The following is a 23,103-nucleotide window of genomic DNA, read 5'->3' on the forward strand; positions in this document are numbered from 1 at the left end:
AACTACTTTTTAATGATTTTAATAGACTTTTCTCCTCCGTCTCTATAAGAAAGTAAGACCAGATAAACCCCAGTTGGATATTGCTGAAAAGGGATGCTTAAATTATTAGTATTGGAATTGGGCTGAAAAGTTCGCAATACTTGTCCTGTAATAGAATAAACATGCACAGAAGCCACATAATTATCATGTGCCAATTCCCACTTTAAATACAATTCTTCTTTTACAGGGTTTGGGTAATAGGAAACAACATCTTCTGGAAAGAATTTTTCTAAATCATTTTCGGTTAAGGCTTCCGGTTCTACAATATCTTTTGCAGATTTAGCCAAACAGTTAATACACAATATTCTGCTTATTTGATTACCAGCCTGATCGTAGCTGAAGTTGAGCTTGGTTTGGGCTATTGAAAAAAAGGAGCAATGAAGAAAAATAAGGAGTAAAGTTTTTTGCACGGCATATAAATTTAAAATATTTCTTACAAACATATAATTATATTTTAAATCCTACAAATTTAATGTTAAAAAAAAATTAAAAGCACAAAAAAAGCGAGACCTAAATCTCGCTTTTTTAACATATTTTATATTTAAATAAAACCTATTCTACTGTAACCGATTTCGCTAAGTTACGAGGCTGGTCAACATTACAACCTCTCATAACTGCAATGTAATAAGATAGTAATTGCAATGGAATTGTTGTAACTAATGGCGACAATGCATCTGAAGTTTCTGGAATTTCGATTACATAATCTGCTAATTCACGAACTTGAGTATCGCCCTTTGTAACTACAGCAATAATTTTACCGCTTCTTGATTTAATTTCCTGAATATTACTTACAATTTTATCGTAATGTCCTTGTTTTGGAGCAATAACAATAACTGGCATTAATTCGTCAATTAAAGCAATCGGACCATGCTTCATCTCAGCAGCCGGATAACCTTCTGCGTGGATATATGAAATCTCTTTTAATTTCAATGCACCTTCTAAAGCAACTGGGAAATTATATCCTCTACCTAAATAAAGACAGTTTGGCGAATCTTTAAAAGCAGCAGCAATCTCTTTTGCTTTATCATTTGTTTCTAAAGCTTCAGATACTTTCTCAGGAATGATTTCTAATTCTTGAAGATACGTATGGAAATCTGTATTTGACAACGTTCCTTTTGCTTTTCCTAAACGTAAAGCAATCATCGTTAATACTGTAATCTGAGTAGTAAATGCTTTTGTTGAAGCCACTCCAATTTCTGGACCTGCGTGTGTATAAGCACCCGCATGGCTTTCTCTAGAAATAGAAGACCCAACTACGTTACAAACTCCAAATACAAACGCTCCGTTTTCTTTAGCCAATTTAATAGCTGCCATAGTATCCGCAGTTTCACCAGATTGCGAAATAGCAATAACTACATCATCTTTATTGATAATTGGATTTCTGTATCTAAATTCAGAAGCATATTCTACTTCAACAGGAATACGTGTAAATTCTTCAAAGATGTATTCTGCTACTAAACCTGCATGCCAAGAAGTTCCGCACGCTACGATCAGAATACGTTTTGCGTTTAAGAATTTCTCCAAGTTATCTTCAACACCTGCCATCTGAACAATTCCTTCATTTGCGTGAAGCCTTCCTCTATAAGTATCTTTAATTACACTTGGCTGCTCGTAGATTTCTTTAAGCATGAAATGATCATACCCTCCTTTTTCAATCTGCTCCAAGTTCATTTGAAGTTCTTGAATATAAGGATCTACTAAAGAGTCATCTTGGATTTTTCTAATTTTAATTGGCTTGTGCAATCTGATATTTGCCATTTCGCCATCTTCCAAATAAACTGCATTAGAAGTATATTCAATAAATGGTGAAGCATCAGAAGCAACAAAATACTCTCCTTCTCCAACTCCAATTGCCAACGGACTTCCTAATCTAGCCGCAACAAGTTCGTTTGGATTTTTTTTATCAAAAACAGCAATTGCATACGCACCAACAACTTGATTCAACGCAATCTGAACCGCTTTACCTAATTTAATATTTTCTTTCTTTTGAACTTCTTCTATTAAATTAACTAAAACTTCAGTATCTGTATCTGATTTAAAAGTATAACCTCTTTTGATAAGCTCCTCTTTCAAAGGTGCATAATTCTCTATAATTCCATTATGGATGATTGCCAAATCTCCAGAATTAGAAAGATGAGGATGCGAATTCACATCATTAGGAACCCCGTGAGTTGCCCAACGTGTGTGTCCAATTCCAATATTCCCGTTTGTTGTAAAACCTTCATTGGCTTTAGCTTCAAGATCAGAAACCTTACCTTTTGTTTTACAAACTTTAATACCTGCCTCTTCGTCATACAACATAACGCCGGCACTATCATATCCTCTGTACTCAAGACGCTTTAATCCTTTTATTACAATAGGATAAGCCTCTCGGTGACCGATATATCCAACAATTCCACACATATATATTTATTAATTTGGTTTCGTGTAGTATACTTCGAGTTTCAGTCTTTTCTTTTCTTGTTCTGAATCAGGTGAACCACCTTTTTTCCCTCCAAATAAGACTGTACCCAAAGGATTCATAACTGATGTTCTTGCTGCCGCAGAAAAATATTCAATTGGATTATCATTAATTTGAATCTTGTTCTTCAACGCATTAAACGTAAGCGTTGTAGCACTTTGAGAAACAACCAGTCCTAAATCAACATTTTTAGCCGTTGCATCCTTAATTAAATTACGAAAATGGCTTGTGATTCTAATTTTATAACTCGTTCCTCTTTTATCTGAACCCACAGTAATCAAACCTCCATAAGCAGAAGAAGCATCTGCAGAATAATCTGCCAAAACGGTATTATTTGTCAAATTGTACAAATACACTCTATTTGGCTCTTCTGTACCTGCCATTTTAGCGGCATCAATATAAAATACTAAGTTAGCTTCGTTAACCTTCCAGTTCTTAAGCACAACATTACTTCTAATTTCATCCAGCTCATCAGGAACACCATTTCCGCCACTTACAGGTACACCAACAGAATTATAACTCAATACATCTGTCTGATTAAAAAGTTTTATAATAGCCAAAGATCCCTGTCCGCCTTTTAGATAAAGCTTTTCGTCTCCCTCCGTTTTATTCACATTTGCCGTTATAGCACTTACATACTCAGGATTTCGCACATCATCTAGAAAATTAGCTGTATTTGATGTTGTTGCAGAAGCACCTTTTAACCCCATTTCGATCTTCTTAATCTCCATAGCGTCATCGGCATCTGCTGTAGATTCTGTTTTAGCTTTATAATAAATCGTAATTTTACCTTCACTAAAATTCATCAAAGCCATATTACTTGGACTAGACCCAGATTTTTCAACATTAAAATACAGACCTCTGAAATATTCTTGAAAAACATCTTCTGATGAAAGTTTAGAAGCCGCTGCATTCAATATTTTATCTTGAAAAAACTGCTTATTAAGATGCAAAGTCATCTGAGGTTTTTTTCTATCTGTTGTTACTACTTTTGTAGTAGGATCAGTAGTTTTGGTTACAATCTCTTTTGCATTAAAATAAAACTCATCATTCTCTAAAACCCCACCATTATTTAATCTTTCTCCAACTTTTTTATTAGAGAATTCTGTATTTTGATCTGTATAATAAAACTGTGGCAACTGATTACCACCACTAAAATAACTACTTCTCATCTGGATTCCAGATTCATAAACGCTTAATTTTAGTTTTCCATTTTTATCTCCGTAAATAGAATCTAACTCATAAGTATTGTTCCCATCTTTATCAGTAGCTGTAATATGGCTAAAATATGGAATTTCTATTTTTACACTATCAATTACAGCAGACGCCCCAATTGTTGGAGCATAAGAGGTCAATCCCACCTGAGTTACAAAATTTGCAGTTGTAGTCCCAAAAAGCGGATTATCAAAAATACCTAACGCATTTGGCGTCATATTATTTGACTGAATAGGAGTAACTTCTTGATTAAAAGCTATAACATCATATTTTTCAGACTCAAGTCCAAAGTGATCATCACCAACCAAACCATCACCAATCGCATTGAAATCTTTGTCACAAGAATATAAAAAAACAGCCAGTACAGCTAAAAGAGATTTCTTAAAAAAAGAAGTTTTATACATGTCTAATAATAAAATTAAAATTTAAAGTCCAAATGTTCTGTAGAAATTTGTATAAGCATCAGCAAATCCATCTTTCCCGGCGAAAGGTAAAAAAGGTTTTCCTGAAGATTCTATAAATTTTGTTAAACTTGGAGAAACATTTTCTGACGCAATAATTACCCCATCTGAATGTAAGATGCTAGCTTTTAAAACATTCTCGTAATTTGGAGTTTCTAAATCTGACACAGCCTCATGCGGAACACCGTCAAATTTAACTTTATTGATCATCTCTAAATCTAGATTTTCATCAAACGATTGTCCGTAAACAGAAGTAATAATTTTAGTTTCAGAAAACAATGCTTCATGTTTATAATAATGCTTCATATAAATTGGAAGCATAGCTGCAAGCCAGCCATGAACATGTATAATATCTGGAACCCAGTTTAATTTTTTTACAGTCTCTACAACACCTTTTGCAAAGAAAATTGCTCTTTCGTCATTATCAGGATATAAAGCGCCCTCCTCATCTGTAAAAGTGGCTTTACGTTTAAAATATTCATCGTTATCGATAAAATAAACCTGGATTCTTTCTTTCGGAATAGATGCTACTTTAATAATCAACGGCATGTCTAAGTCATTCACTACCAAATTCATCCCTGAAAGTCTAATCACTTCATGCAATTGGTGTCTTCTCTCATTGATATTCCCATATCTTGGCATGAAAATTCTTATCTGACCACCTTGATCGTTAATCATTTTCGGTACGTCATAAGACATTAAAGAAACCTCATTTTCAGCCAAATAAGGCACGACTTCAGATGATACGTATAATATCCTCTTATCTTTCATAATAGTATTTTACTTAATTTTGGTAATAAAAACGTCGCAAAATTACAAAAATTTATGCAGTTTATAACTAATATATTATGTTTGCACTAAATTTTAATAATACCTCGATGCATATTTTCTACAGTAAAGCAGCGTTGATAGCCTATCTTAAAACTATCAAAACCGCAAATTCAACTATCGGATTTGTACCAACAATGGGCGCTTTACACCAAGGACATTTGGCTTTAATGCAGCGTTCGCTAAAAGAAAACGACGACACAGTAGTGAGCATTTTTGTCAATCCAACACAATTTAACAACCCAGAAGATTTAGCAAAATATCCTAGGACACTAGAAGAAGATGTTAAGAAAATGCGTACATTAAGTGATAAAATTATTTTATACGCACCTTCAGTTGAAGATATTTATGAAGGAAATACCGTTTCGCAGGCTTTTGATTTTGACGGATTAGAAAACCAGATGGAAGGAAAATTCCGTCCTGGTCATTTTAATGGCGTTGGAACAATTGTCAAAAGGTTATTTGAAATCGTAACTCCAACAAATGCTTATTTTGGAGAAAAAGATTTTCAGCAGCTTCAAATTGTTAAAAAATTAGTTGAAAAAACAGAATTACCTGTAAACATTGTGGGATGCCCAATTTTTAGAGAAGAAAATCAACTGGCAATGAGTTCAAGAAATGAACGTTTGACGGCAGAGGAAAGAAAGGACGCTTCAATTATTTACAAAACTTTAACTGAGGCAAAAGAGATTTTCCAAAATCATAGTCCGCAAGAAACAATCGAATTTGTAGAAAATTCTTTCAAAGACAATAAAGAGTTTGAACTAGAGTATTTTGTTATTGCTGACGAATCTACACTTTTATCTATCGATCAGAAAGAGAATGATAAAAAGTACAGAGCATTTATAGCTGTATTTGTTAATTCTATAAGGCTGATAGATACCATTTCATTAAATTAATCTAACTTTGCATCATGCAAATTCAAGTTATAAAATCAAAAATTCATCGTGTTAAAGTAACCGGTGCCGATTTAAATTATATTGGCAGCATTACTATTGATGAAACTTTACTAGAGGCTTCAAACATTATTGAAGGCGAAAAAGTATCTATTGTGAACATTAATAATGGCGAACGTTTTGAAACTTACGCTATTAAAGGCGAAAAAAATTCAGGTGAAATCACTTTGAATGGTCCAGCTGCAAGAAAAGTTCAGAAAGATGACATCATCATCATCATTTCTTACGCAACCTTGGATTTTGAAGAAGCGAAAACTTTCAAACCTTGGATTATTTTCCCTAACGAAAATGATAATTCGCTAACCTAATCAATTCTTTCATTTTTAAGAATTTACTTTCTTTGTCAAAAGCCATTTTTGAACAAAGAATTCTTCTTTTGTCTCAATCCAAAATGATTTTGACACTAAAACATTGCGCTTCAATTTTTGCCCCATTTAAGAACGAAGCAAATAAAATAGTATATTGCTACACTATTTTCAATACTTTTTAATTTACTGAAATGCCACAAATCATGAAAAAAGTTTACCTACTGACACTTTTGATTTCGTTCTCGTCGTTTGCCCAAAAAACGTTCGATAATATTAAATCAGAAAAACTGGGAGAAGAGCGTAGAATTACAATCGGACTTCCTGCTTCTTATGAAGCAAACAAAGACAAAAAATACCCTGTTCTTTATTTATTGGATGGAGATTATTTATTTGATCCGTTCTCTGGAGCCATAAGTTATGGAACCTATTGGGATGATATTCCAGAAATGATTATCATCGGAATTCATCAAAACAAAGATGAAGAACGCTATGATGACACCACAATAGATCAAAATGAAGGTCTTCCTTTTGAAAAAGGAGCAAAGTTTTTCGAATTTATTGGAGCAGAATTAATTCCTTATATCGAAAAAAAATATCGCACCTCGCCTTTCAGACTTATTGCAGGTCATGATGTAACAGCAAGTTTTGCCAATTTTTATTTGTACAAAGAAATTCCGCTTTTTAATGCCTACATCTGTTTAAGCCCAGAGCTTGCCCCAAAAATGGAAGTGCGCATTGCGGAGAAGTTTGCCAAAATAAAAAGTCCAATTTTCTATTACCTTTCTGCAGGAGAAGGCGATATTAAGAAAATTAAAGAACCGATAGAAAAATTAAACAGTAATATTAAAATCGCTAATAATCCGTTAGTGAATTATAAATATGATGTATTTAAAGGTGCAACGCATTACACAGAAGTTTTGCATTCAATACCAAGTGCTTTGTACCAGATTTTTGAAATATACAGACCTATAAATTCTGCCGAATACAATGATAAAATTGCGGTTCTTCAAACAGGTTATGCGGAATATTTAGAAAAAAAATACACTGCTATGTCTGAAGTTTTAGGAGTTCAAATTCCTGTTCGAATGAGTGATTTTAAAGTAATGGAAAATCTTATTTTAAAAAGAAACGCTTACGACGAATTAGGTAAAATGGCTGAAATTGGAAATGTAAATTACCCAAAAGCTATGTTAGGCGAATATGAATTGGGTTTGATGTACGAAAAAATGGGTGATCCTAAACATGCTTCAAAAAAATACCAAAATGCTTCACAAATGGAGCCAATTGGTGATTTGAATAAAGACTTGATGTATGAGAAAATTGACGAAATGAATACACTTGCTAAAAAAAGTAAATAATGTCAAAAGTTAAAACTTCCTTTTTTTGCCAAAACTGCGGAACCCAATATGCCAAATGGCAAGGGCAATGCAATGCGTGCAAAGAATGGAATACGATTGCCGAAGAAATTATCCAAAAACAGGATAAAGTAGCTTGGAAAAGTGAACCTACTCCTACAAGCAAAGCGCCAAAGCCTTTAAAAATTAACGAAATTGATTCTACGCAGGAAGTTCGAATGGATACAACCGACGGCGAATTAAACCGTGTTTTGGGTGGCGGACTTGTTCCTGGATCTTTAACCCTTTTGGGCGGAGAACCCGGTATCGGAAAAAGTACACTTTTACTTCAAGTATCATTAAAGTTACCTTATAAAACATTGTATGTTTCTGGAGAAGAAAGTCAGAAACAGATAAAAATGCGTGCAGAAAGAATTACACCAAATAGTGATAACTGCTATATTCTAACTGAAACTAAAACGCAGAACATTTTCAAACAGATTGAAACCATTCAGCCTGAAGTTGTCATTATTGACTCCATTCAGACGTTGCATACTGATTACATCGAATCGACCGCAGGAAGTATTTCTCAAATCCGTGAGACTACAGCAGAACTGATCAAATTTGCCAAAGAAAGTAATATTCCAGTCATCTTAATTGGCCATATTACTAAGGATGGAAATATCGCAGGACCAAAAATTCTAGAACATATGGTTGACACCGTTCTTCAGTTTGAGGGCGACAGAAACCACATTTACCGAATTTTGCGTTCGCTTAAAAACCGTTTCGGTTCAACATCCGAACTTGGTATTTACGAGATGCTTGGAAGCGGTTTACGAGAAGTAAGCAATCCTTCTGAAATTTTGATTTCTCATAAAGACGAAGAATTATCTGGAACTGCAATTGCTACAACTTTAGAAGGCATGCGCCCACTTATGATTGAAATTCAATCTTTGGTCAGCACGGCAGTTTACGGAACTCCGCAACGAAGCACAACAGGTTATAATGCAAAACGACTAAACATGATTTTGGCTGTTTTAGAAAAAAGAGCTGGATTCCGTTTAGGCGCAAAAGACGTTTTCCTAAATGTTACTGGTGGAATTTCTGTTGATGATCCTGCCATTGACTTGGCCGTTGTTGCGGCAATTTTATCTTCTAATGAAGATATTCCGGTTGGAAAAGGTTTCTGTTTTGCTGGCGAAGTCGGACTTTCTGGCGAAATTCGTCCTGTTAATCGAGTGGATCAGCGTATTCAAGAAGCTGAAAAATTAGGTTTCGACACCATATTTGTTTCCAAATACAATAAAATTGCTTTAAAAAACACAGGAATTAAGATTGAGCTTGTTGCAAAAATTGAAGATGTTGCAAGCATCCTTTTTGGCTGATTTCAAATACCACTCCTTCTATGAATTTTCCAAAACAAAAAATATACAAGGCATTAAAAATACTAGGAATAGTAATTTTAGTGCTTTGCATCGGACTGTATTATTTTCGTAACTCACTTTTAAACCAAGCCATCGCAAAAGTTACCCATAAAATGGCTGTTCGGTATAACAGTAATTTTTCTGTAGAATCGGCTTCATTTGATGGTTTATCGACTATAAAATTGACAGATGTTGTTTTAGCTCCAATAAATGCTGACACGCTTGTTAAAATAAAGAATGTAGAAACTAGCATCAGTTTAAGCAATTTACTTATTGGAGATGTTCAGCTTGGAACTTTAAAAGTTGATAACGGTTACATTCAATTAGTCAAAAAAGGTAAAAAACGAAATTTTGATGCCTTTTTAAAAAGAGACAAAGAAGAAACAGAATCAAACGAAAAACGTAAATATGCTTCATTTGCTTACAGAATCATTTCTAAAGTATTGAATTTGGTTCCGACCGATATGGACTTGAAAAACTTCAAATTCAAAATCGACGATAACGGAAAACAAACCAATATCGCGGTAGATAAATTAGTTTTAAGCAACAAACAGCTCGAGACCAATCTTCATGTCCAAGCAAAAGATTTTGATCAACGCTGGAACATTAAAGGATTTGCGGATCCAAGAAATAAAAAAGCAGATATTCGTTTTTTCAATTTAGATACTGGCGCGATTCGCGTTCCGTATTTAGATGAGCGTTATAACTTAAAAGCAAGTTTTGATTCTATTCGATTGAATGTTCAAAACATTGATAAAAGCGGAAGCGAATTGCATATTGATGGTTATACTTCGATTACCAATCTTAAAATCAATCACCCAAAAATTGCCAGCAAAGATGTTGTAATAAAAAATGCTCGTTTTGATTACCGATTTTTATTAGGCGATAGTTTTATTTCTATCGACAGTTCTTCGACTATGCAGTTGAATAAAATCAAAGTTCGTCCTTACATTTCTTACGACACTGAAAAAGATACGGTTTATACTTTGAAAGTTGATATTCCGAAAATGAAAGCGCAGGATTTTATCGTTTCGCTTCCTGATGGTTTATTCACTCATTTTCAAGGAATGCAGGCAACCGGAAATTTTGATTACAAACTAGATTTCAAATTCAACAAAAATAAACCAAATACGCTTGTTTTTGATAGTAAACTTAACAAAGAAGATTTACGAATTACCAAATACGGAGAAGCCGATTTAAATAAATTAAACGGTGAATTTGTTTATCGTGCGATTATTCAGAATGTATTGCAAAGACCAGTTTTGGTTGGAAATGCAAATCCGAATTATACACCTTTGGACCAAATTTCGCCTTACTTGAGAAAATGTGTTTTAACAACCGAAGATCCTTCTTTCTTCTCGCATCGAGGATTTATAAACGAAGCGTTCAAACAATCGATTCTGAAAAACATTCGAACTAAAAAATTCTCTCGCGGTGCCAGCACAATTAGCATGCAGTTAATTAAAAATGTTTTTTTAACTCGTGAAAAAACGCTTTCGCGAAAGCTTGAAGAAATTCTACTAGTTTACATTTTAGAAAACAACCGAATTGTAAGCAAAGAAAGAATGCTTGAGGTGTATTTCAACATCATTGAATGGGGACCAAATGTTTACGGAATTGGTGAAGCGAGTCATTTCTATTTTCAAAAAAGTCCTTCAGCTTTAAATGTAGACGAATGTTTGTACTTGGCAACGATTATTCCGAAACCAAGAAAATTCATGTATCAGTTTAATGATGAAGGTAACTTGAAAGATTACGCTATTAAAAACCAAAAATTCTTGAAGAATTTGATGTTTAGAAGAGGACTTTTAGTTCCAGAAGACACGATCGGATTATTGCCGGTTTACATTTCTGGAAATGCGCGTTCTTTAATCAAAATTAAAGTTCCAGATTCGACTGCAGTCAAAACAGATTCTTTGGCTGTTGATGATGAATTTGATTTATAGTTGTTTTCTGCCACGAAGGCGCTAAGACACGAAGTTTTTTTCTTTTTAATCTCGCAAAGACACAGAGTCGCAAAGTTTAATCCATTAAATTCAATAGCGTCCAGCTTTAGGATGAAAATATAAATGCAAATCAAAGGGCTTTAGCCAAACTAGTAAAGTTTGGCTAAAGCCCTTTTTCTATTTCGATCATATTCCTATTCAAAAAACTTTGCGACTCTGCGTCTTTACGAGATTAAAAAAACTTCGTGTCTTAGCGCCTTCGTGGCAAAAAAACTTAAGGCGCAGGATCGGGAATTATAGCCTGAACCGCATCAATTTCAGCTAAGATTTGTTTAGAAAGCGTAATATCTATCGTGTCGATATTTTCTTTTAATTGCTCTAAAGTTGTTGCGCCAATAATCGCACTTGTCAAAAATGGCTGTTGCAATACAAATCCCATTGCCAATTGCGTTAACGTTAAACCATGTTTTTTAGAGATTTCCTGATACAACTTAGTCGCTTCGGTACATTGGTCGCTACTGTAACGTTTGTATTGCGGAAAAAGATTAATTCTCGCTTTCGGATGACTTTCTCCAGTTAAGAATTTTCCAGTCAAAACTCCGAAGGCTAAAGGAGAATATCCTAATAAACCAACATTTTCATATTTTGAAACTTCTGCAGAATTCACTTCAAATAAACGGTTCAATAAAGAATACGGATTTTGAACGGTTTTGATTCTTGGCAGATTGTTGTATTTGCTTTCTTCCAAAAGACGCATCATTCCCCAAGCGTTTTCATTAGAAACTCCGATGTGTTTGATTTTACCTTCTTTGATTAATCCGTCGAAAGTTTCTAAGATTTCTCTGAAATTATCTTCCCAAACATCATCATGTCCATGAAAAGCACGCTGACCAAAATTATTGGTTTTCCTTTCTGGCCAATGCATTTGATACAAATCGATATAATCAGTCTGAAGTCTTTTTAAACTGTTTTCAACCGCATATTTAATACTTGCTGGAGAAAAATCCAGCTTTTCACGCATGTATCCAAAATTCGGATTTGGCCCTGCAATTTTAGAAGCCAAAACCACTTTATCTCTATTTCCTGATTTCTTAAACCAAGTTCCAATAACTTTTTCAGTGCTTCCGTAAGTCGCTTCACTCGCCGGAACCGAATACATTTCGGCTGTGTCAAAAAAGTTTACTCCTCTTTCAAGAGCATAATCCATTTGTTCGTGTCCTTCTGCTTCTGTATTCTGCTGCCCGAAAGTCATCGTTCCAAGGCATATTTTACTAACTTTTATATCGGTGTTGGGTAATGTTGTGTATTTCATTCTTTTTAAGGTTCTGAGTGGCTAAGGTTCTAAGTTTACCTTCTTTGTTTTTTAAATTATTAATTGAAGAAACACAAATGTACGAATGGATTTTTCAAATCGGAATGCGTCAAAGGTTAAAAAAAGTACAAGATTTTTTTAAGCTGCTAAGGTTCTGAGAAACTAAGATTCTTAAGTTTTCTCAATGAAAAAAGGTTCAAAGTAAAACTTTGAACCTTTTTAAACCTTAGTGCCTTAGAACCTTAGCACCTTAATTTATACTATTAAGCATCTCCGCAATCTCGTCTAATCTAGGAGTCAAGATAATTTCGATTCTACGGTTTTTAGCTTTTCCTTCTGGAGTTGCGTTGCTTGCTAGCGGAGAAAACTCGCTTCTTCCAGCTGCTGTTAATTTTTGTTTATTGATTTTTGAGTTTTCGCTTAAAATCGCTACGATTGCTGTTGCTCTTTTAGTCGATAAATCCCAGTTGTTTGCAATTGGTCCAGAACCAGCATACGGATCGTCGTCTGTATGTCCTTCGATTAAAACAGAAAGATCAGGATTATCACCTAAAACTTTTCCAAGTTCTACAACCGCTTTTCTACCTTCAACACCAACTGCCCAGCTTCCTGAATTAAAAAGCAATTTGTTTTCCATAGAAACATATACTTTTCCGTTTTTCTGTTCAACAGTTAAGCCTTTACCTTCAAATCCGTTTAAAGCTTTAGATAAAGTTTCTTTCAGCTTACGCATTGATTCTTCTTTAGCCGCAATCATATCTTCCAATTCTTTCAAACGATTAGCCGTTTTATCCAAACGAGCTTGTTCATCTGCAAGAGCTTTTCCTTTTGCTTCCAATTGCGCTAATAATTCACGGTTTTTAGCCATGTTTTTCTCTAATGCATCATTGCTGTTTTTCTCTAACGCATTATACGAATCTTGTAAAACTTTATATTTATTTTGAGCCGCCGCTAAATCTGCTTTTTGTTTTGCCAAATCATCATTAGCAGTTGCTAAATCTTTAATCAGCTTATCACGATCCGTTTCTAATTGATTCTTTGCTTTCTTTAAACTTTCGTTTTCATCAGCAATAGAGCGATTCTCTTTCTTCAAATCTGAATACTTTGTTTCCAAATCATTATAAATTTTCTTAGAAACACATGATGTTGTGGACAAGGCTAATGCCAGCAATCCGATGGAGGCTTTTTTAATCATCTTACTTTAATTGTTTTTTATTTTAGGCGTTTAAAATCTCACAATTTCAAAATTCAAAATTAATTCTTGAATTTAAACCACCTTTCTCTCAACAAGAACAATACCAAAAATTAGTCAATTTCGACCAAAATAGGACAATGATCTGAATGCATAGCATCAGGTAGTATAACAGCTCTTTTTAATCTGTCTTCTAACACATTACTAACTAAATTATAATCGATACGCCAACCTTTGTTATTTCCTCTTGCTCCCGCACGGTAACTCCACCAAGAATAATGATGCGGTTCTTTGTTGAAATGGCGGAAACTGTCAATAAAACCAGATTTCATAAACGCATCCAGCCAAGCACGTTCTGCAGGAAGAAATCCTGAAACGGTTTTATTACGAACAGGATCATGAATATCTATCGCTTCGTGACAAATATTATAATCTCCACATATAATCAGATTTGGAACTGTAAGTTTCAATTCATTAATATAATTCTGGAAATCATCCATGAACATAAATTTATGATCCAGTCTTTCAATATTTGTTCCAGATGGAAGATATAAACTCATTACCGAAACATCGTCAAAGTCTGCACGAAGATTTCTTCCTTCAAAATCCATGTGATGAATTCCTGTTCCGTAAACAATATTATTCGGTTTTGTTTTAGAAAGAATCGCTACTCCGCTGTATCCTTTTTTGGTTGCAGGATAGTAATATTGAAACGGATAACCTGCTGCTGTAATATCATCAACCGGAATTTGATCCTGTGTAGCTTTTATTTCCTGAAGGCATATTACGTCAGGATTTGCTTGTTGTAGCCACTCGATAAACCCTTTGTTTATTGCCGCTCTAATTCCGTTTACATTATAAGAAATAATTTTCATCAGTGATTTTTTTAGGATTTCAAATGTAATAAAAAAGTGCAAAGTTTGTCTTGGAAACAATGAAAAGTAGACTTTTTTGTTATCTTTGTTCGCTGTTCTAATAATTTAAAAGTAGTACATGGGTTTAGTTACCGCGAAAGAAGTTGCAAAAGCAATAAATGTTGAAAAGTACGGAGTTCTCGGTACCTTTTCTGGCTGGATTCTTATGAAGGTTCTTAAGATCTCGACCCTTAATAAAATTTACGATCGTAATAAACATTTGGAAGACCTTGACTTTTTGAATGGAATTTTGGATGAAATGGAAATTAAGTTCGAAATCCCTGAAGAAGATTTAAAACGTCTGCCAAAAGATGGTGCATATATAACCATTTCTAATCATCCGCTTGGTGGAATTGATGGAATTTTGCTTTTGAAATTGATGCTTGAAAGAGAGCCAAATTTCAAAATCATTGCCAATTTCTTATTACATAGAATTGTTCCGATGAAAAAATACATTATGCCGGTTAATCCTTTTGAGAATCATAAGGATGCAAAATCGAGCGTAATTGGTATTAAAGAAACATTGCGTCATTTGAGCGATGGAAAACCTTTGGGTATTTTCCCCGCAGGTGAAGTTTCGACTTATAAAGATGGTAAATTAGTAGTTGATAAACCTTGGGAAGAAGGCGCTCTGAAACTAATCAGAAAAGCTAAAGTTCCTGTAGTTCCAATTTATTTTCATGCCAAAAACAGTAAATTATTCTACTGGCTTTCTAAAATTGACGATACTTTACGTACTGCAAAATTACCTTCTGAATTGCTTACACAAAAAGACCGTGTGATTAAAGTGCGTATTGGAAAACCGATTTCTGTAAGTGAGCAAAACGAAATAGAATCTTTTGAAGAATATTCAGAATTCTTGAGAAAGAAAACTTATATGTTGGCTAATCCGTTTGAGAAAGACACCAAACTTATTGATACAGCAAGCTTAAAAATTCCGAAAGCGCCCAAAAAAATTGTAACACCTGCAAGCGAGTCAAAATTGATTGATGAAGTTCAGGCTTTACGCGATAGCGACAGCAGATTTTTACAAAGCAAAAACTATGAGGTTTTCTTTGCAAGCGCAAAAGAAATTCCGAACATTTTGCACGAAATTGGACGTTTACGCGAAATCACTTTCCGTGAAGTTGGTGAAGGAACAAACGAATCTATCGATATTGACGAATACGACCAATATTATCACCATATGTTTTTATGGGATGATGAAACCAACAAAATCGCCGGCGCGTATCGTATGGGATTAGGTTCTGAAATCTATCCAAAATACGGAATCGAAGGTTTTTATCTGACTGATCTTTTCAGATTCGAGCCAGAATTGCACGATATGATGCACAAATCGATCGAAATGGGTCGTGCTTTTATCGTAAAAGAGTATCAGCAAAAACCAATGCCTTTGTTCTTATTGTGGAAAGGTATTATTCACACCACTTTACGTCATCCTGAGCATAAATATTTGGTTGGAGGTGTAAGCATCAGTAATCAGTTTTCAGACTTCTCTAAATCGTTGATGATTGAGTTTATGAAATCAAACTACTACGATCCGTATATTGCGCAATACATACATCCGAAAAAAGCGTACAAAGTAAAACTGAAAGACGCAGACAAAGATTTCATTTTCGACGAAGCAGAATCTGATTTGAATAAGTTTGATAAAATCATTGACGAATTAGAGCCAGGAAACTTACGTTTGCCAGTTTTAATTAAAAAATACATCAAACAAAACGCAAGAGTTGTAGCTTTCAACGTTGATCCATTATTCAACAATGCGATTGATGGTTTAATGTACATTAGAATTGCAGATATTCCAGAAAGCACTATGAAACCTGTTATCGAAGAGTTTCAGATTGAATTGGAAAAGAAATTATCTGAGAAGGAAGATTAAGTTTTCTTTTGATATATAATAAATTAGAAAATCCCATTTGCTTAAATAGTAAATGGGATTTTTTATTTTGTTTCTTAATTAGAACGGGCACGGATTGCAAATCCGCGCTGTCGGCTATTTCAATCTAGCCACCATTGATTTTCTTCAACAACATTTCTTTCTTTCTTAAAGATGTTTTCAATTTTAGATTTAGAATAATTCAATAAATTTTTTGGAACAATTATTTGCAACATTCCTCCTCCTGCATCAATCAATTCTCCATTATTTCCCTTTTTAACTTCATCGTCCACCATTATTTTTATTTGTTCAGAACTGCATTTACTTAAAATATCTTCGCATATGTTCTTAAAAACGTCAATAATTTTATCCGTAAATTTAAATTGAGCATTATTCGATAATGAAATTACAAAACATTCCATATTTTCAGAAGCTGGAGTTATTAAAGACATCCACTCATTACCACCTACATTGTCATTTTCTAAGCTAGTACAAGCCATCAACTGTTCCATTGGATTTAGTTTTATGATAGATGCATCTAACTCAATCCAATTAATTTCTCTACTCATTCCCTATTAAAATTAATCTCTTTCTTTTTATACGGATAACCGTTTTATTCTGTTTTTATATCTATATTCTTTAAACAACTTCTTTTCGATTTAAATTGAAAATTTCCTCTCCTATGCCATCAAGTTTGCTTAATACTGCTTGTGAGCCAGATTCTTTCATTACCTCTAATTCTCTTTCCGAAACTGGCACAATCCATAAAAAAGAGATATTTGATTTGGCATAACTAGTTTAAGTTAATTTGAGGCAAAACTTTTAATTTATTAGTAAGTACCGCATACTTAAATTTTTGACTAATACTAGTTTGAAATTCGACAGTATGCCCTTCTCTAAAAATGCAATATAGCCCCATGGTATCATTGTAATACCCGATAGCGCGGATTTGCAATCCGTGCCCTCAAAGAGTATCACAATAAATTGGAATGGGCACGGATTGCAAATCCGCGCTATCGGGTTTTTTACTATCTGGGGAAATCAAGAATTTGTTTTTTTAACACTTCAGTATCTGAGGTTTGCCAATTCTGATTTGATATTTCTCCAAGTGTCTTTCTAGCAGCTTTTAAAAGTTCCTTCTTTAGATTTGATTCAGAACATTTTATTGTGTAAATACAATCTTCAAAATCAATATATGATCTAATAAACACCATCTCTAATTCATTGCTTTCATTTTTTTTAGCCTTTACTTTCAATGGCCCATCCATAAATAACATTTCAAAACTATCGTCATTCAATGCATGGAAATTTTTAAAAGCACATAACCACCAATTTAAAATTACAATTACAAAATCATTCCATCCTTCTTCTGGAAAAGAAAAATCATTTATTTTAAAATAAATTTCACCTGTAATTGAGTCTAATCTATTCTTATTAAAACTTTCTGGATTTACAATTATTTCTATTAATTCCAACATTTAACTTATTTTTCTCTTATATATTTAATAGTGCTGATTTGCAAATCTGCGCTATTGTGTTTATCGAAATTTTCCATCGTTCCGAAGCTTCTTTATCTTTTCTTCATCAGTAAGTTCAAATAAACTTTTGTCTTTATTTTTTTGTGCGCAGAATATCTTTGAATAATTATAAGTTTTTTTGAAGTTTAATTTTAAAAAATTGTAATAATATTCATCAAGATAAAGATTGAATTCTCCTTTAAAACTATCATCATCGAAATCGTCAGACCACTGAAGTCTACTACAAATAATTTCCGAAAGCTCTTCTTTAGTAATATTTTCTACTATTAAAGGATCAGGTAAAGCAATTCTAAACGCAAGAACTTCGACACCTTCTTCTTCCCACCATTCCAAAAGATTAAATTGAGTCATATCTTTTCTTGTTAGTATATGAAGTTTTTCTTCTAACTTTTGATACGCAATATTTTCTTCATCTCCATTTTCATCACAAAAATCTGCATATTCCATAACAGACTTTAATATTTCTGAGTATAATTTTTCAGCAATTTCTAATTGTGGCTCTATTTCCTTTCTCAGTTTCATATATTTTCAAAATATTTCGATATCGCGGATTTACAATCCGTGCCCGCAAAGAGTATCACATTAAATGGAAACGGGCATGGACTGTAAATTTGGGCTGTCGCTGTTTTTATATAAAAAATCCCATTTTCATTCAATACATGAAATGGGATTTATTTTTAATTACAATTTTTTATAAACTAGAACAAAGTTATTCTTTTCCAATTTCTTCTAATTCTTCTGTCGGATTTTTAGGATCTCCACCATATTGATTTGGTCCTTTTTCACCTTCAGTACAAGCTAAAATTAAGCTGTAAAGAGGAATAAACATATACCAACCGCTTTTTCCAACATCGTGCATTCTTCTAACTGCTACAGCAAATAATGGCACCATAATACCTAAAATAAATATTCCAGCTAAAATTAAAAACACTGTTCCTATTATAGGAATAAAGCCTAAAACAATAAGTCCAAAATAAATCAAGATACTTAAAGGACCAAACATCCAATATTCTTTTCTTCTAGCTCTACCTTTAAAATTTGCATAGTTATTTAAAAGTGTGTTTTTGTACATTTCTAACATAATAAAATCTTTTTACCCCCTACTCTTAAGGCTTTTCAGTTACTCCATTAATACTTTTTAACAGAGCGCAAAATTATTTGCTTTGAAAATCACCAATAGACTCTAAAAGTTTTTCTTGTATCAGAAAAAGACATTTTTAAGCATAAAAAAATCCCATTCATTTCTGAATGGGATTTTTAAATATGATTTATTGTTATTTAAAACCAGCCTTTGTAACCAATCTGATACGTTTGATAAAACTCCTCATCGTCTCTGGTTAGATATATTATACCTTCAATAAGTCCAATTATACCGCCAATTCCAAATGCTAAACCTAGAAGAAGCTGAATTATCCCTTCTTTGGTGTAACCTAAATAAAACTTATGAATTCCTAGATATCCTAATAAAATGGCTAGAATTCCTGCTAACACTCTTTTATTTTCCTGCCCATAACGTGGATTATTCCAATCTTCTCTCTTTGTATTTTCCATGATCTTAATTTTTATTATTCTTAAAACAGTACTTAAACAAAAAACCTGATTGTTCCGAAATCAGATTGTTAGATTTATTAAAACCAGATTGATTGATGCAAGATATCGTCAAAAGAGTTGTTTCTCACAAATAAAACCAGTCTTATAAAATGATAGACACCCAAAAAAACAGCTAATATGTAAGCCAACTTTCTGTTGTATAAAAGTGCGGTAAAATATTCTTTCTTGGTAATTAATTCTGTAACCAAAACAACAATCGTTACGGCACAAAAAGCAATAACAAAAGGACCTAAAATGTGATAAGAAATTGATTTGTATAGATCTCCCTGATAAAAATAAACTAGAGACTTTGTAATTCCGCATCCTGGACACGGAAAACCTGTCAGCATCTTAAAAGGGCATAATGATTGATCTGTTTCCAGATGATCATTATGATTATGAAGCATTAAAAAAAACGGAACTATCAGTGTAATTGCTGCACCGATAATTCCGTAAATTTTACGTCTTGATTGCGTATTATTTATATAATCTGTTGATATCACCTTGTACAATCATTGCCGCAGCAATAGGAAAAAAGAATCCTAAAACAATTAATAAAGTAGATTGGTCTTTTTGAAGCTCACCAGTTTTCTCATACACTTTTGGCAATGCATCTTTACCTGCCAAGTAGTAGAAGTAAATATTAACTGGCATACAACAACCTGCAAAAATTGCAACTGGCTGTGAAATAACTTCTCTTTTCGCTACAGCATTAAAAACCTCAGCTACTTTAATGTTCCAATAAATTAAATACAATCCGCAAGTTAAAAATCCAAATAGCAAAACCATAATAGGATCTACTTTAAATACTGGGATTTGTTCTTCAAAATTATTCGATGTTTCTTGTAATTCCATCTTTGTTTAAAAAATTTATTAATTCCTACTCTTCGGATTTTCGGCTTTCTCCAAACTTCAAAAACAAACCTATTTAGACTCATTCTTTTAAAATTCGGAAACAATATTATTAAAAATTAACAAATAAAACTAATCTCACTAAATAAAATTTACAAGAAAAAACTCGTTATTAATCTCTAAAGGCTGTAGGCTAGTTTTTGCCGTACACTGCTTTAATTTTGTCAACAATTACTTGCGCCAGACGCTCATGACTTTCAAAAGTCCAACCCGCAATATGAGGCGTCAGCAAAACATTTTTAGCTTCCATAAGATACTGAAGCGCCGCTGGTGTATTGTTTTCTTGAAATAAGGTTTCAAAAGAAAGTTTTTCATATTCCAAAACATCCAAACCTGCTCCTAGAACTTTTTTCTCTTTCATAGCTTCAACCAAATCGGCTGTAACGATGTTTTTACCACGCGATGTATTAATAATCCAAAACGGCTTTTTAAACGCATTTATAAAGGCACTGTTGACCATTTTATCAGTTTCTGGTGTCCAAGGAAGGTGAAGGCTTAAAACATCTGCTTTTTCGCGTAATTCTTCCAAGGAAACTTGTTTAGCATTTTCGTCGCCAACATTATCCAAAATATCATAACATAAGACCTCCGAATCAAAACCTTTCAATTTTTTAGCAAAAGCTTTCCCCATATTCCCGTAACCAATAATTCCTACTGTTTTTAAATCCAGTTCATGGCCTCGATTGCTTTCACGATTCCAGTGCCCCGCTTTTACTTCTGCATCGGCTTGATTTAAATTATTAAACAATGACAAAATCATGCCTAACGAATGTTCTGCAACAGCATTGCGATTTCCTTCTGGCGCAGCAATAAGATGAATTCCTTTTGAAGAAGCATACTCACAATCAATACTTTCCAGACCCGCACCAACTCTTGCAATAAATTGCAACTTAGTTGCTTTATCTAAAAATGCCTTATCAATCTTGAATCGGCTTCTAATTACGATTCCGTTATAGTCTTGTATTTTTGCTTCTATTTCTTCTTTTGAAGATTTGAAATCGGCATGATTTTCGAAACCAGCTTCTTCCAATTGATTCCATAAAATTGGATTATTGCTGTCGATATGAAGAATTTTTATGCTCATTTTGAGTTGAATTTTATAACTACAAAAATACGGTTAATTTAATCTAATGGATAACATTCTGAATAAAAAGCATAATGTTCTTGCCATTGCTTATTAATAAAAAAGCCATCATCATGAATATAATTAACAATTAATTTTCCGTTTGATTCCTTTATTCTCGAAAGATCTGATGCTCCCGAAATTTCAAATTGACGTATAATTTTTCCTTTTTTATCTAATACAAATATTACTGTAGAAAAAAGATGTTTTGAGGAGAGATTTTCGAGAATTATTGAAAGTATAAACTCTCCATTTGCACGTTTCAATCCAACTGCGTTTTCAAAAGTCCAAGCAATTTTACAATTCTTAGGAAACTTAATTTTAAGTTGCCATAAATCTATTTCATTGACATTTTTTGTAAATATTAGTTCATTTCGTTTAGAATTTATAGTCTTTACACTGAAATAGCAGTTTTCATCTGTGTCCCAGTAAAAAATATTAGAATCTAATACAGTACTACTATCTCCTCTAGTATTATAAGTTGTGTTGTGCTTGTTTTCAATTTCATTATTATCGACTGCTAATTCTTTCTCTAACATTTTCTCTTCCAATGGTGTTGGTTCTCGATGAACCCTATCGTAATACGGAGTTCTCTTGTCAGAATGATCTTCAATGACTTGCAAATCCTCATTAACAATAAATCTTTGCAGGGACCTTGTTGTAAATAAATCTGTTTCTTTAATTTTTAGACCATTTATATAATATGAATTATACTTGTACAAAGTGATATCGTCTATAAAAGTATTTTCATAATCCTTAAAAACATTCAAATTCAATAATTTGAAGTTTTTATCAAGTATTGCTATAAAAGGAAATTCTTTCTGATTATTTCTTTTTACGGTACCACTTACAAAAATTTTATTTCTTAAATAATCGATTGAAAATAAATTAGCTTCTAAAGTAAAACCTTTATCTATTATAGGTTTAAGTAAAACATCTCTAATTGATATACTTTCAGAGACATAACCAGAGCTTCTCTTTTTAAATGTCATTTTTTCAATCTCATATCTTATGTTTTGTAACTCATCATCAGTACCTATTAATTCTCTATTGGTTAGATTTAAACCTTTTCTAACATAAATAGTAAACCCTCCATCATAATTATCAGCAATCCAGGACTCACGAAAATTATACTTTGAAACTCCATCTCCAATATTATGTTTGTATAATTTATTCCCCTTTTTGTCAAGCACTAACACAAACGGAATGCTCTTTTCGCTTTTTACAATACTAATTATATTTCCATTGGTTAAGACATTGAAAGCTACTAGATCTGATTTTTCTAATTCAGTTTTATATCTCCATAAATTTGAAGTATTGTAATTGCTAGAATAATGAATAATCGATTTCACTTCCAATTTCTCATTACTATCTATAATATCATCCTTTTGATAAGTCTGGTCTATTTTTACAGGTTTTTGAGAATATGTGATCGTTTTGCCCAAAGATTTTTTTTCACAAGAAATCTGCGAGAAAACAAAAAACATAATTATAACTGCAAATAAAAGTCTGACAGAATTCATATCTAATCATTAACAAATTACGTGCAAAATTAAAGAATATTCCTATAATTAAAAATACTGAAATTTAATTCTAAATTATTCAAACTCCCCCTGCACAAAATTCAAACTTTTTATTGCTCAGATTTTTTTTTAACTTTGAAAGAATAAG

Annotated in this window: 23 protein-coding genes; 6 read left to right on the forward strand and 17 right to left on the reverse strand. The window is 33.0% G+C overall.

Annotated elements, in window-relative coordinates; translation table 11 throughout:
* Positions 1 to 2 precede the first annotated feature (2 nt).
* The 4 genes from DMA14_RS14340 to DMA14_RS14355 form a co-directional block, all read right to left on the reverse strand.
* Positions 3 to 482 (reverse strand): T9SS type A sorting domain-containing protein, encoded by a 480-nt coding sequence (locus DMA14_RS14340; protein ID WP_111425296.1) that lies wholly within the window; start codon positions 480 to 482, stop codon positions 3 to 5.
* A 109-nt stretch (positions 483 to 591) separates the two neighbouring features.
* On the reverse strand, positions 592 to 2,442 hold the full coding sequence (gene glmS, locus DMA14_RS14345) for a glutamine--fructose-6-phosphate transaminase (isomerizing) (protein WP_111425297.1): 1,851 nt from the start codon (positions 2,440 to 2,442) through the stop codon (positions 592 to 594).
* Positions 2,443 to 2,451: 9 nt separating this feature from the next.
* Positions 2,452 to 4,119 carry a DUF4270 domain-containing protein gene (locus DMA14_RS14350; protein WP_111425298.1) on the reverse strand — a complete coding sequence of 556 codons (1,668 nt, stop codon included), beginning with the start codon at positions 4,117 to 4,119 and terminating at the stop codon, positions 2,452 to 2,454.
* 21 nt (positions 4,120 to 4,140) lie between these two features.
* Complete coding sequence (locus DMA14_RS14355; RefSeq protein ID WP_008465476.1) at positions 4,141 to 4,947, reverse strand: glycogen/starch synthase; 807 nt, start codon at positions 4,945 to 4,947, stop codon at positions 4,141 to 4,143.
* A gap of 77 nt (positions 4,948 to 5,024) precedes the next feature.
* On the opposite strand from DMA14_RS14355, the gene panC reads away from it, so the two are divergent.
* From panC to DMA14_RS14380, 5 genes are all read left to right on the forward strand, one after another.
* A complete protein-coding gene (panC, locus tag DMA14_RS14360; protein ID WP_111425299.1) occupies positions 5,025 to 5,903 on the forward strand; it encodes a pantoate--beta-alanine ligase in 879 nt (292 codons plus the stop codon).
* Between the two features lie 14 nt (positions 5,904 to 5,917).
* The gene (panD, locus tag DMA14_RS14365) at positions 5,918 to 6,268 is read left to right on the forward strand and encodes an aspartate 1-decarboxylase (protein WP_008465481.1); all 351 of its coding nucleotides are present in this window, start codon (positions 5,918 to 5,920) and stop codon (positions 6,266 to 6,268) included.
* Between the two features lie 203 nt (positions 6,269 to 6,471).
* Complete coding sequence (locus DMA14_RS14370; protein ID WP_111425300.1) at positions 6,472 to 7,626, forward strand: alpha/beta hydrolase; 1,155 nt, start codon at positions 6,472 to 6,474, stop codon at positions 7,624 to 7,626.
* On the forward strand, positions 7,626 to 8,987 hold the full coding sequence (radA, locus tag DMA14_RS14375; RefSeq protein ID WP_111377621.1) for a DNA repair protein RadA: 1,362 nt from the start codon (positions 7,626 to 7,628) through the stop codon (positions 8,985 to 8,987). Before DMA14_RS14370 ends, radA begins: the two co-directional genes overlap by 1 nt.
* A 20-nt stretch (positions 8,988 to 9,007) precedes the next feature.
* Positions 9,008 to 10,972: a transglycosylase domain-containing protein gene (locus tag DMA14_RS14380; RefSeq protein WP_111425301.1), complete on the forward strand. Its 1,965-nt coding sequence runs from the start codon at positions 9,008 to 9,010 to the stop codon at positions 10,970 to 10,972.
* A 274-nt stretch (positions 10,973 to 11,246) separates the two neighbouring features.
* Here DMA14_RS14380 and DMA14_RS14385 read toward each other — a convergent pair whose 3' ends face one another.
* From DMA14_RS14385 to DMA14_RS14395, 3 genes are all read right to left on the reverse strand, one after another.
* A complete protein-coding gene (locus DMA14_RS14385; protein ID WP_111425302.1) occupies positions 11,247 to 12,284 on the reverse strand; it encodes an aldo/keto reductase in 1,038 nt (345 codons plus the stop codon).
* Positions 12,285 to 12,534: 250 nt separating this feature from the next.
* Positions 12,535 to 13,479 carry an OmpA/MotB family protein gene (locus DMA14_RS14390; protein ID WP_111425303.1) on the reverse strand — a complete coding sequence of 315 codons (945 nt, stop codon included), beginning with the start codon at positions 13,477 to 13,479 and terminating at the stop codon, positions 12,535 to 12,537.
* Positions 13,480 to 13,589: 110 nt separating this feature from the next.
* Positions 13,590 to 14,351 carry an exodeoxyribonuclease III gene (locus tag DMA14_RS14395; RefSeq protein ID WP_008465497.1) on the reverse strand — a complete coding sequence of 254 codons (762 nt, stop codon included), beginning with the start codon at positions 14,349 to 14,351 and terminating at the stop codon, positions 13,590 to 13,592.
* A gap of 118 nt (positions 14,352 to 14,469) precedes the next feature.
* On the opposite strand from DMA14_RS14395, the gene DMA14_RS14400 reads away from it, so the two are divergent.
* Entirely contained in the window at positions 14,470 to 16,272 is a 1,803-nt protein-coding gene (locus tag DMA14_RS14400; RefSeq protein ID WP_111425304.1) for a GNAT family N-acyltransferase, read from the forward strand.
* A gap of 119 nt (positions 16,273 to 16,391) precedes the next feature.
* Here the strand turns inward: DMA14_RS14400 and DMA14_RS14405 are convergent, their stop codons facing one another.
* The 10 genes from DMA14_RS14405 to DMA14_RS14450 form a co-directional block, all read right to left on the reverse strand.
* On the reverse strand, positions 16,392 to 16,838 hold the full coding sequence (locus DMA14_RS14405; RefSeq protein WP_111425305.1) for a hypothetical protein: 447 nt from the start codon (positions 16,836 to 16,838) through the stop codon (positions 16,392 to 16,394).
* Positions 16,839 to 16,908: 70 nt separating this feature from the next.
* Positions 16,909 to 17,046 (reverse strand): suppressor of fused domain protein, encoded by a 138-nt coding sequence (locus DMA14_RS23140; RefSeq protein WP_111425306.1) that lies wholly within the window; start codon positions 17,044 to 17,046, stop codon positions 16,909 to 16,911.
* A gap of 251 nt (positions 17,047 to 17,297) precedes the next feature.
* Complete coding sequence (locus tag DMA14_RS14415) at positions 17,298 to 17,747, reverse strand: hypothetical protein (RefSeq protein ID WP_111425307.1); 450 nt, start codon at positions 17,745 to 17,747, stop codon at positions 17,298 to 17,300.
* Between the two features lie 60 nt (positions 17,748 to 17,807).
* Positions 17,808 to 18,329 (reverse strand): hypothetical protein, encoded by a 522-nt coding sequence (locus DMA14_RS14420; RefSeq protein ID WP_111425308.1) that lies wholly within the window; start codon positions 18,327 to 18,329, stop codon positions 17,808 to 17,810.
* 187 nt (positions 18,330 to 18,516) lie between these two features.
* The gene (locus tag DMA14_RS14425; protein ID WP_111425309.1) at positions 18,517 to 18,888 is read right to left on the reverse strand and encodes a DUF805 domain-containing protein; all 372 of its coding nucleotides are present in this window, start codon (positions 18,886 to 18,888) and stop codon (positions 18,517 to 18,519) included.
* Positions 18,889 to 19,085: 197 nt separating this feature from the next.
* Positions 19,086 to 19,358 carry a TM2 domain-containing protein gene (locus DMA14_RS14430; RefSeq protein ID WP_111377626.1) on the reverse strand — a complete coding sequence of 91 codons (273 nt, stop codon included), beginning with the start codon at positions 19,356 to 19,358 and terminating at the stop codon, positions 19,086 to 19,088.
* Between the two features lie 77 nt (positions 19,359 to 19,435).
* The gene (locus tag DMA14_RS14435) at positions 19,436 to 19,900 is read right to left on the reverse strand and encodes a DUF2752 domain-containing protein (RefSeq protein WP_111425310.1); all 465 of its coding nucleotides are present in this window, start codon (positions 19,898 to 19,900) and stop codon (positions 19,436 to 19,438) included.
* A complete protein-coding gene (locus DMA14_RS14440) occupies positions 19,875 to 20,252 on the reverse strand; it encodes a DUF4234 domain-containing protein (RefSeq protein WP_008465507.1) in 378 nt (125 codons plus the stop codon). The genes DMA14_RS14435 and DMA14_RS14440 overlap by 26 nt, the downstream gene beginning before the upstream one ends.
* A 190-nt stretch (positions 20,253 to 20,442) precedes the next feature.
* Entirely contained in the window at positions 20,443 to 21,393 is a 951-nt protein-coding gene (locus DMA14_RS14445; protein ID WP_111425311.1) for a 2-hydroxyacid dehydrogenase, read from the reverse strand.
* Between the two features lie 38 nt (positions 21,394 to 21,431).
* Entirely contained in the window at positions 21,432 to 22,877 is a 1,446-nt protein-coding gene (locus DMA14_RS14450; protein ID WP_157957712.1) for a hypothetical protein, read from the reverse strand.
* Between the last annotated feature and the right edge of the window lie 226 nt (positions 22,878 to 23,103).

The sequence above is a fragment of the Flavobacterium sharifuzzamanii genome (assembly GCF_003254585.1).
Classification (GTDB): Bacteria; Bacteroidota; Bacteroidia; order Flavobacteriales; family Flavobacteriaceae; genus Flavobacterium; species Flavobacterium sharifuzzamanii.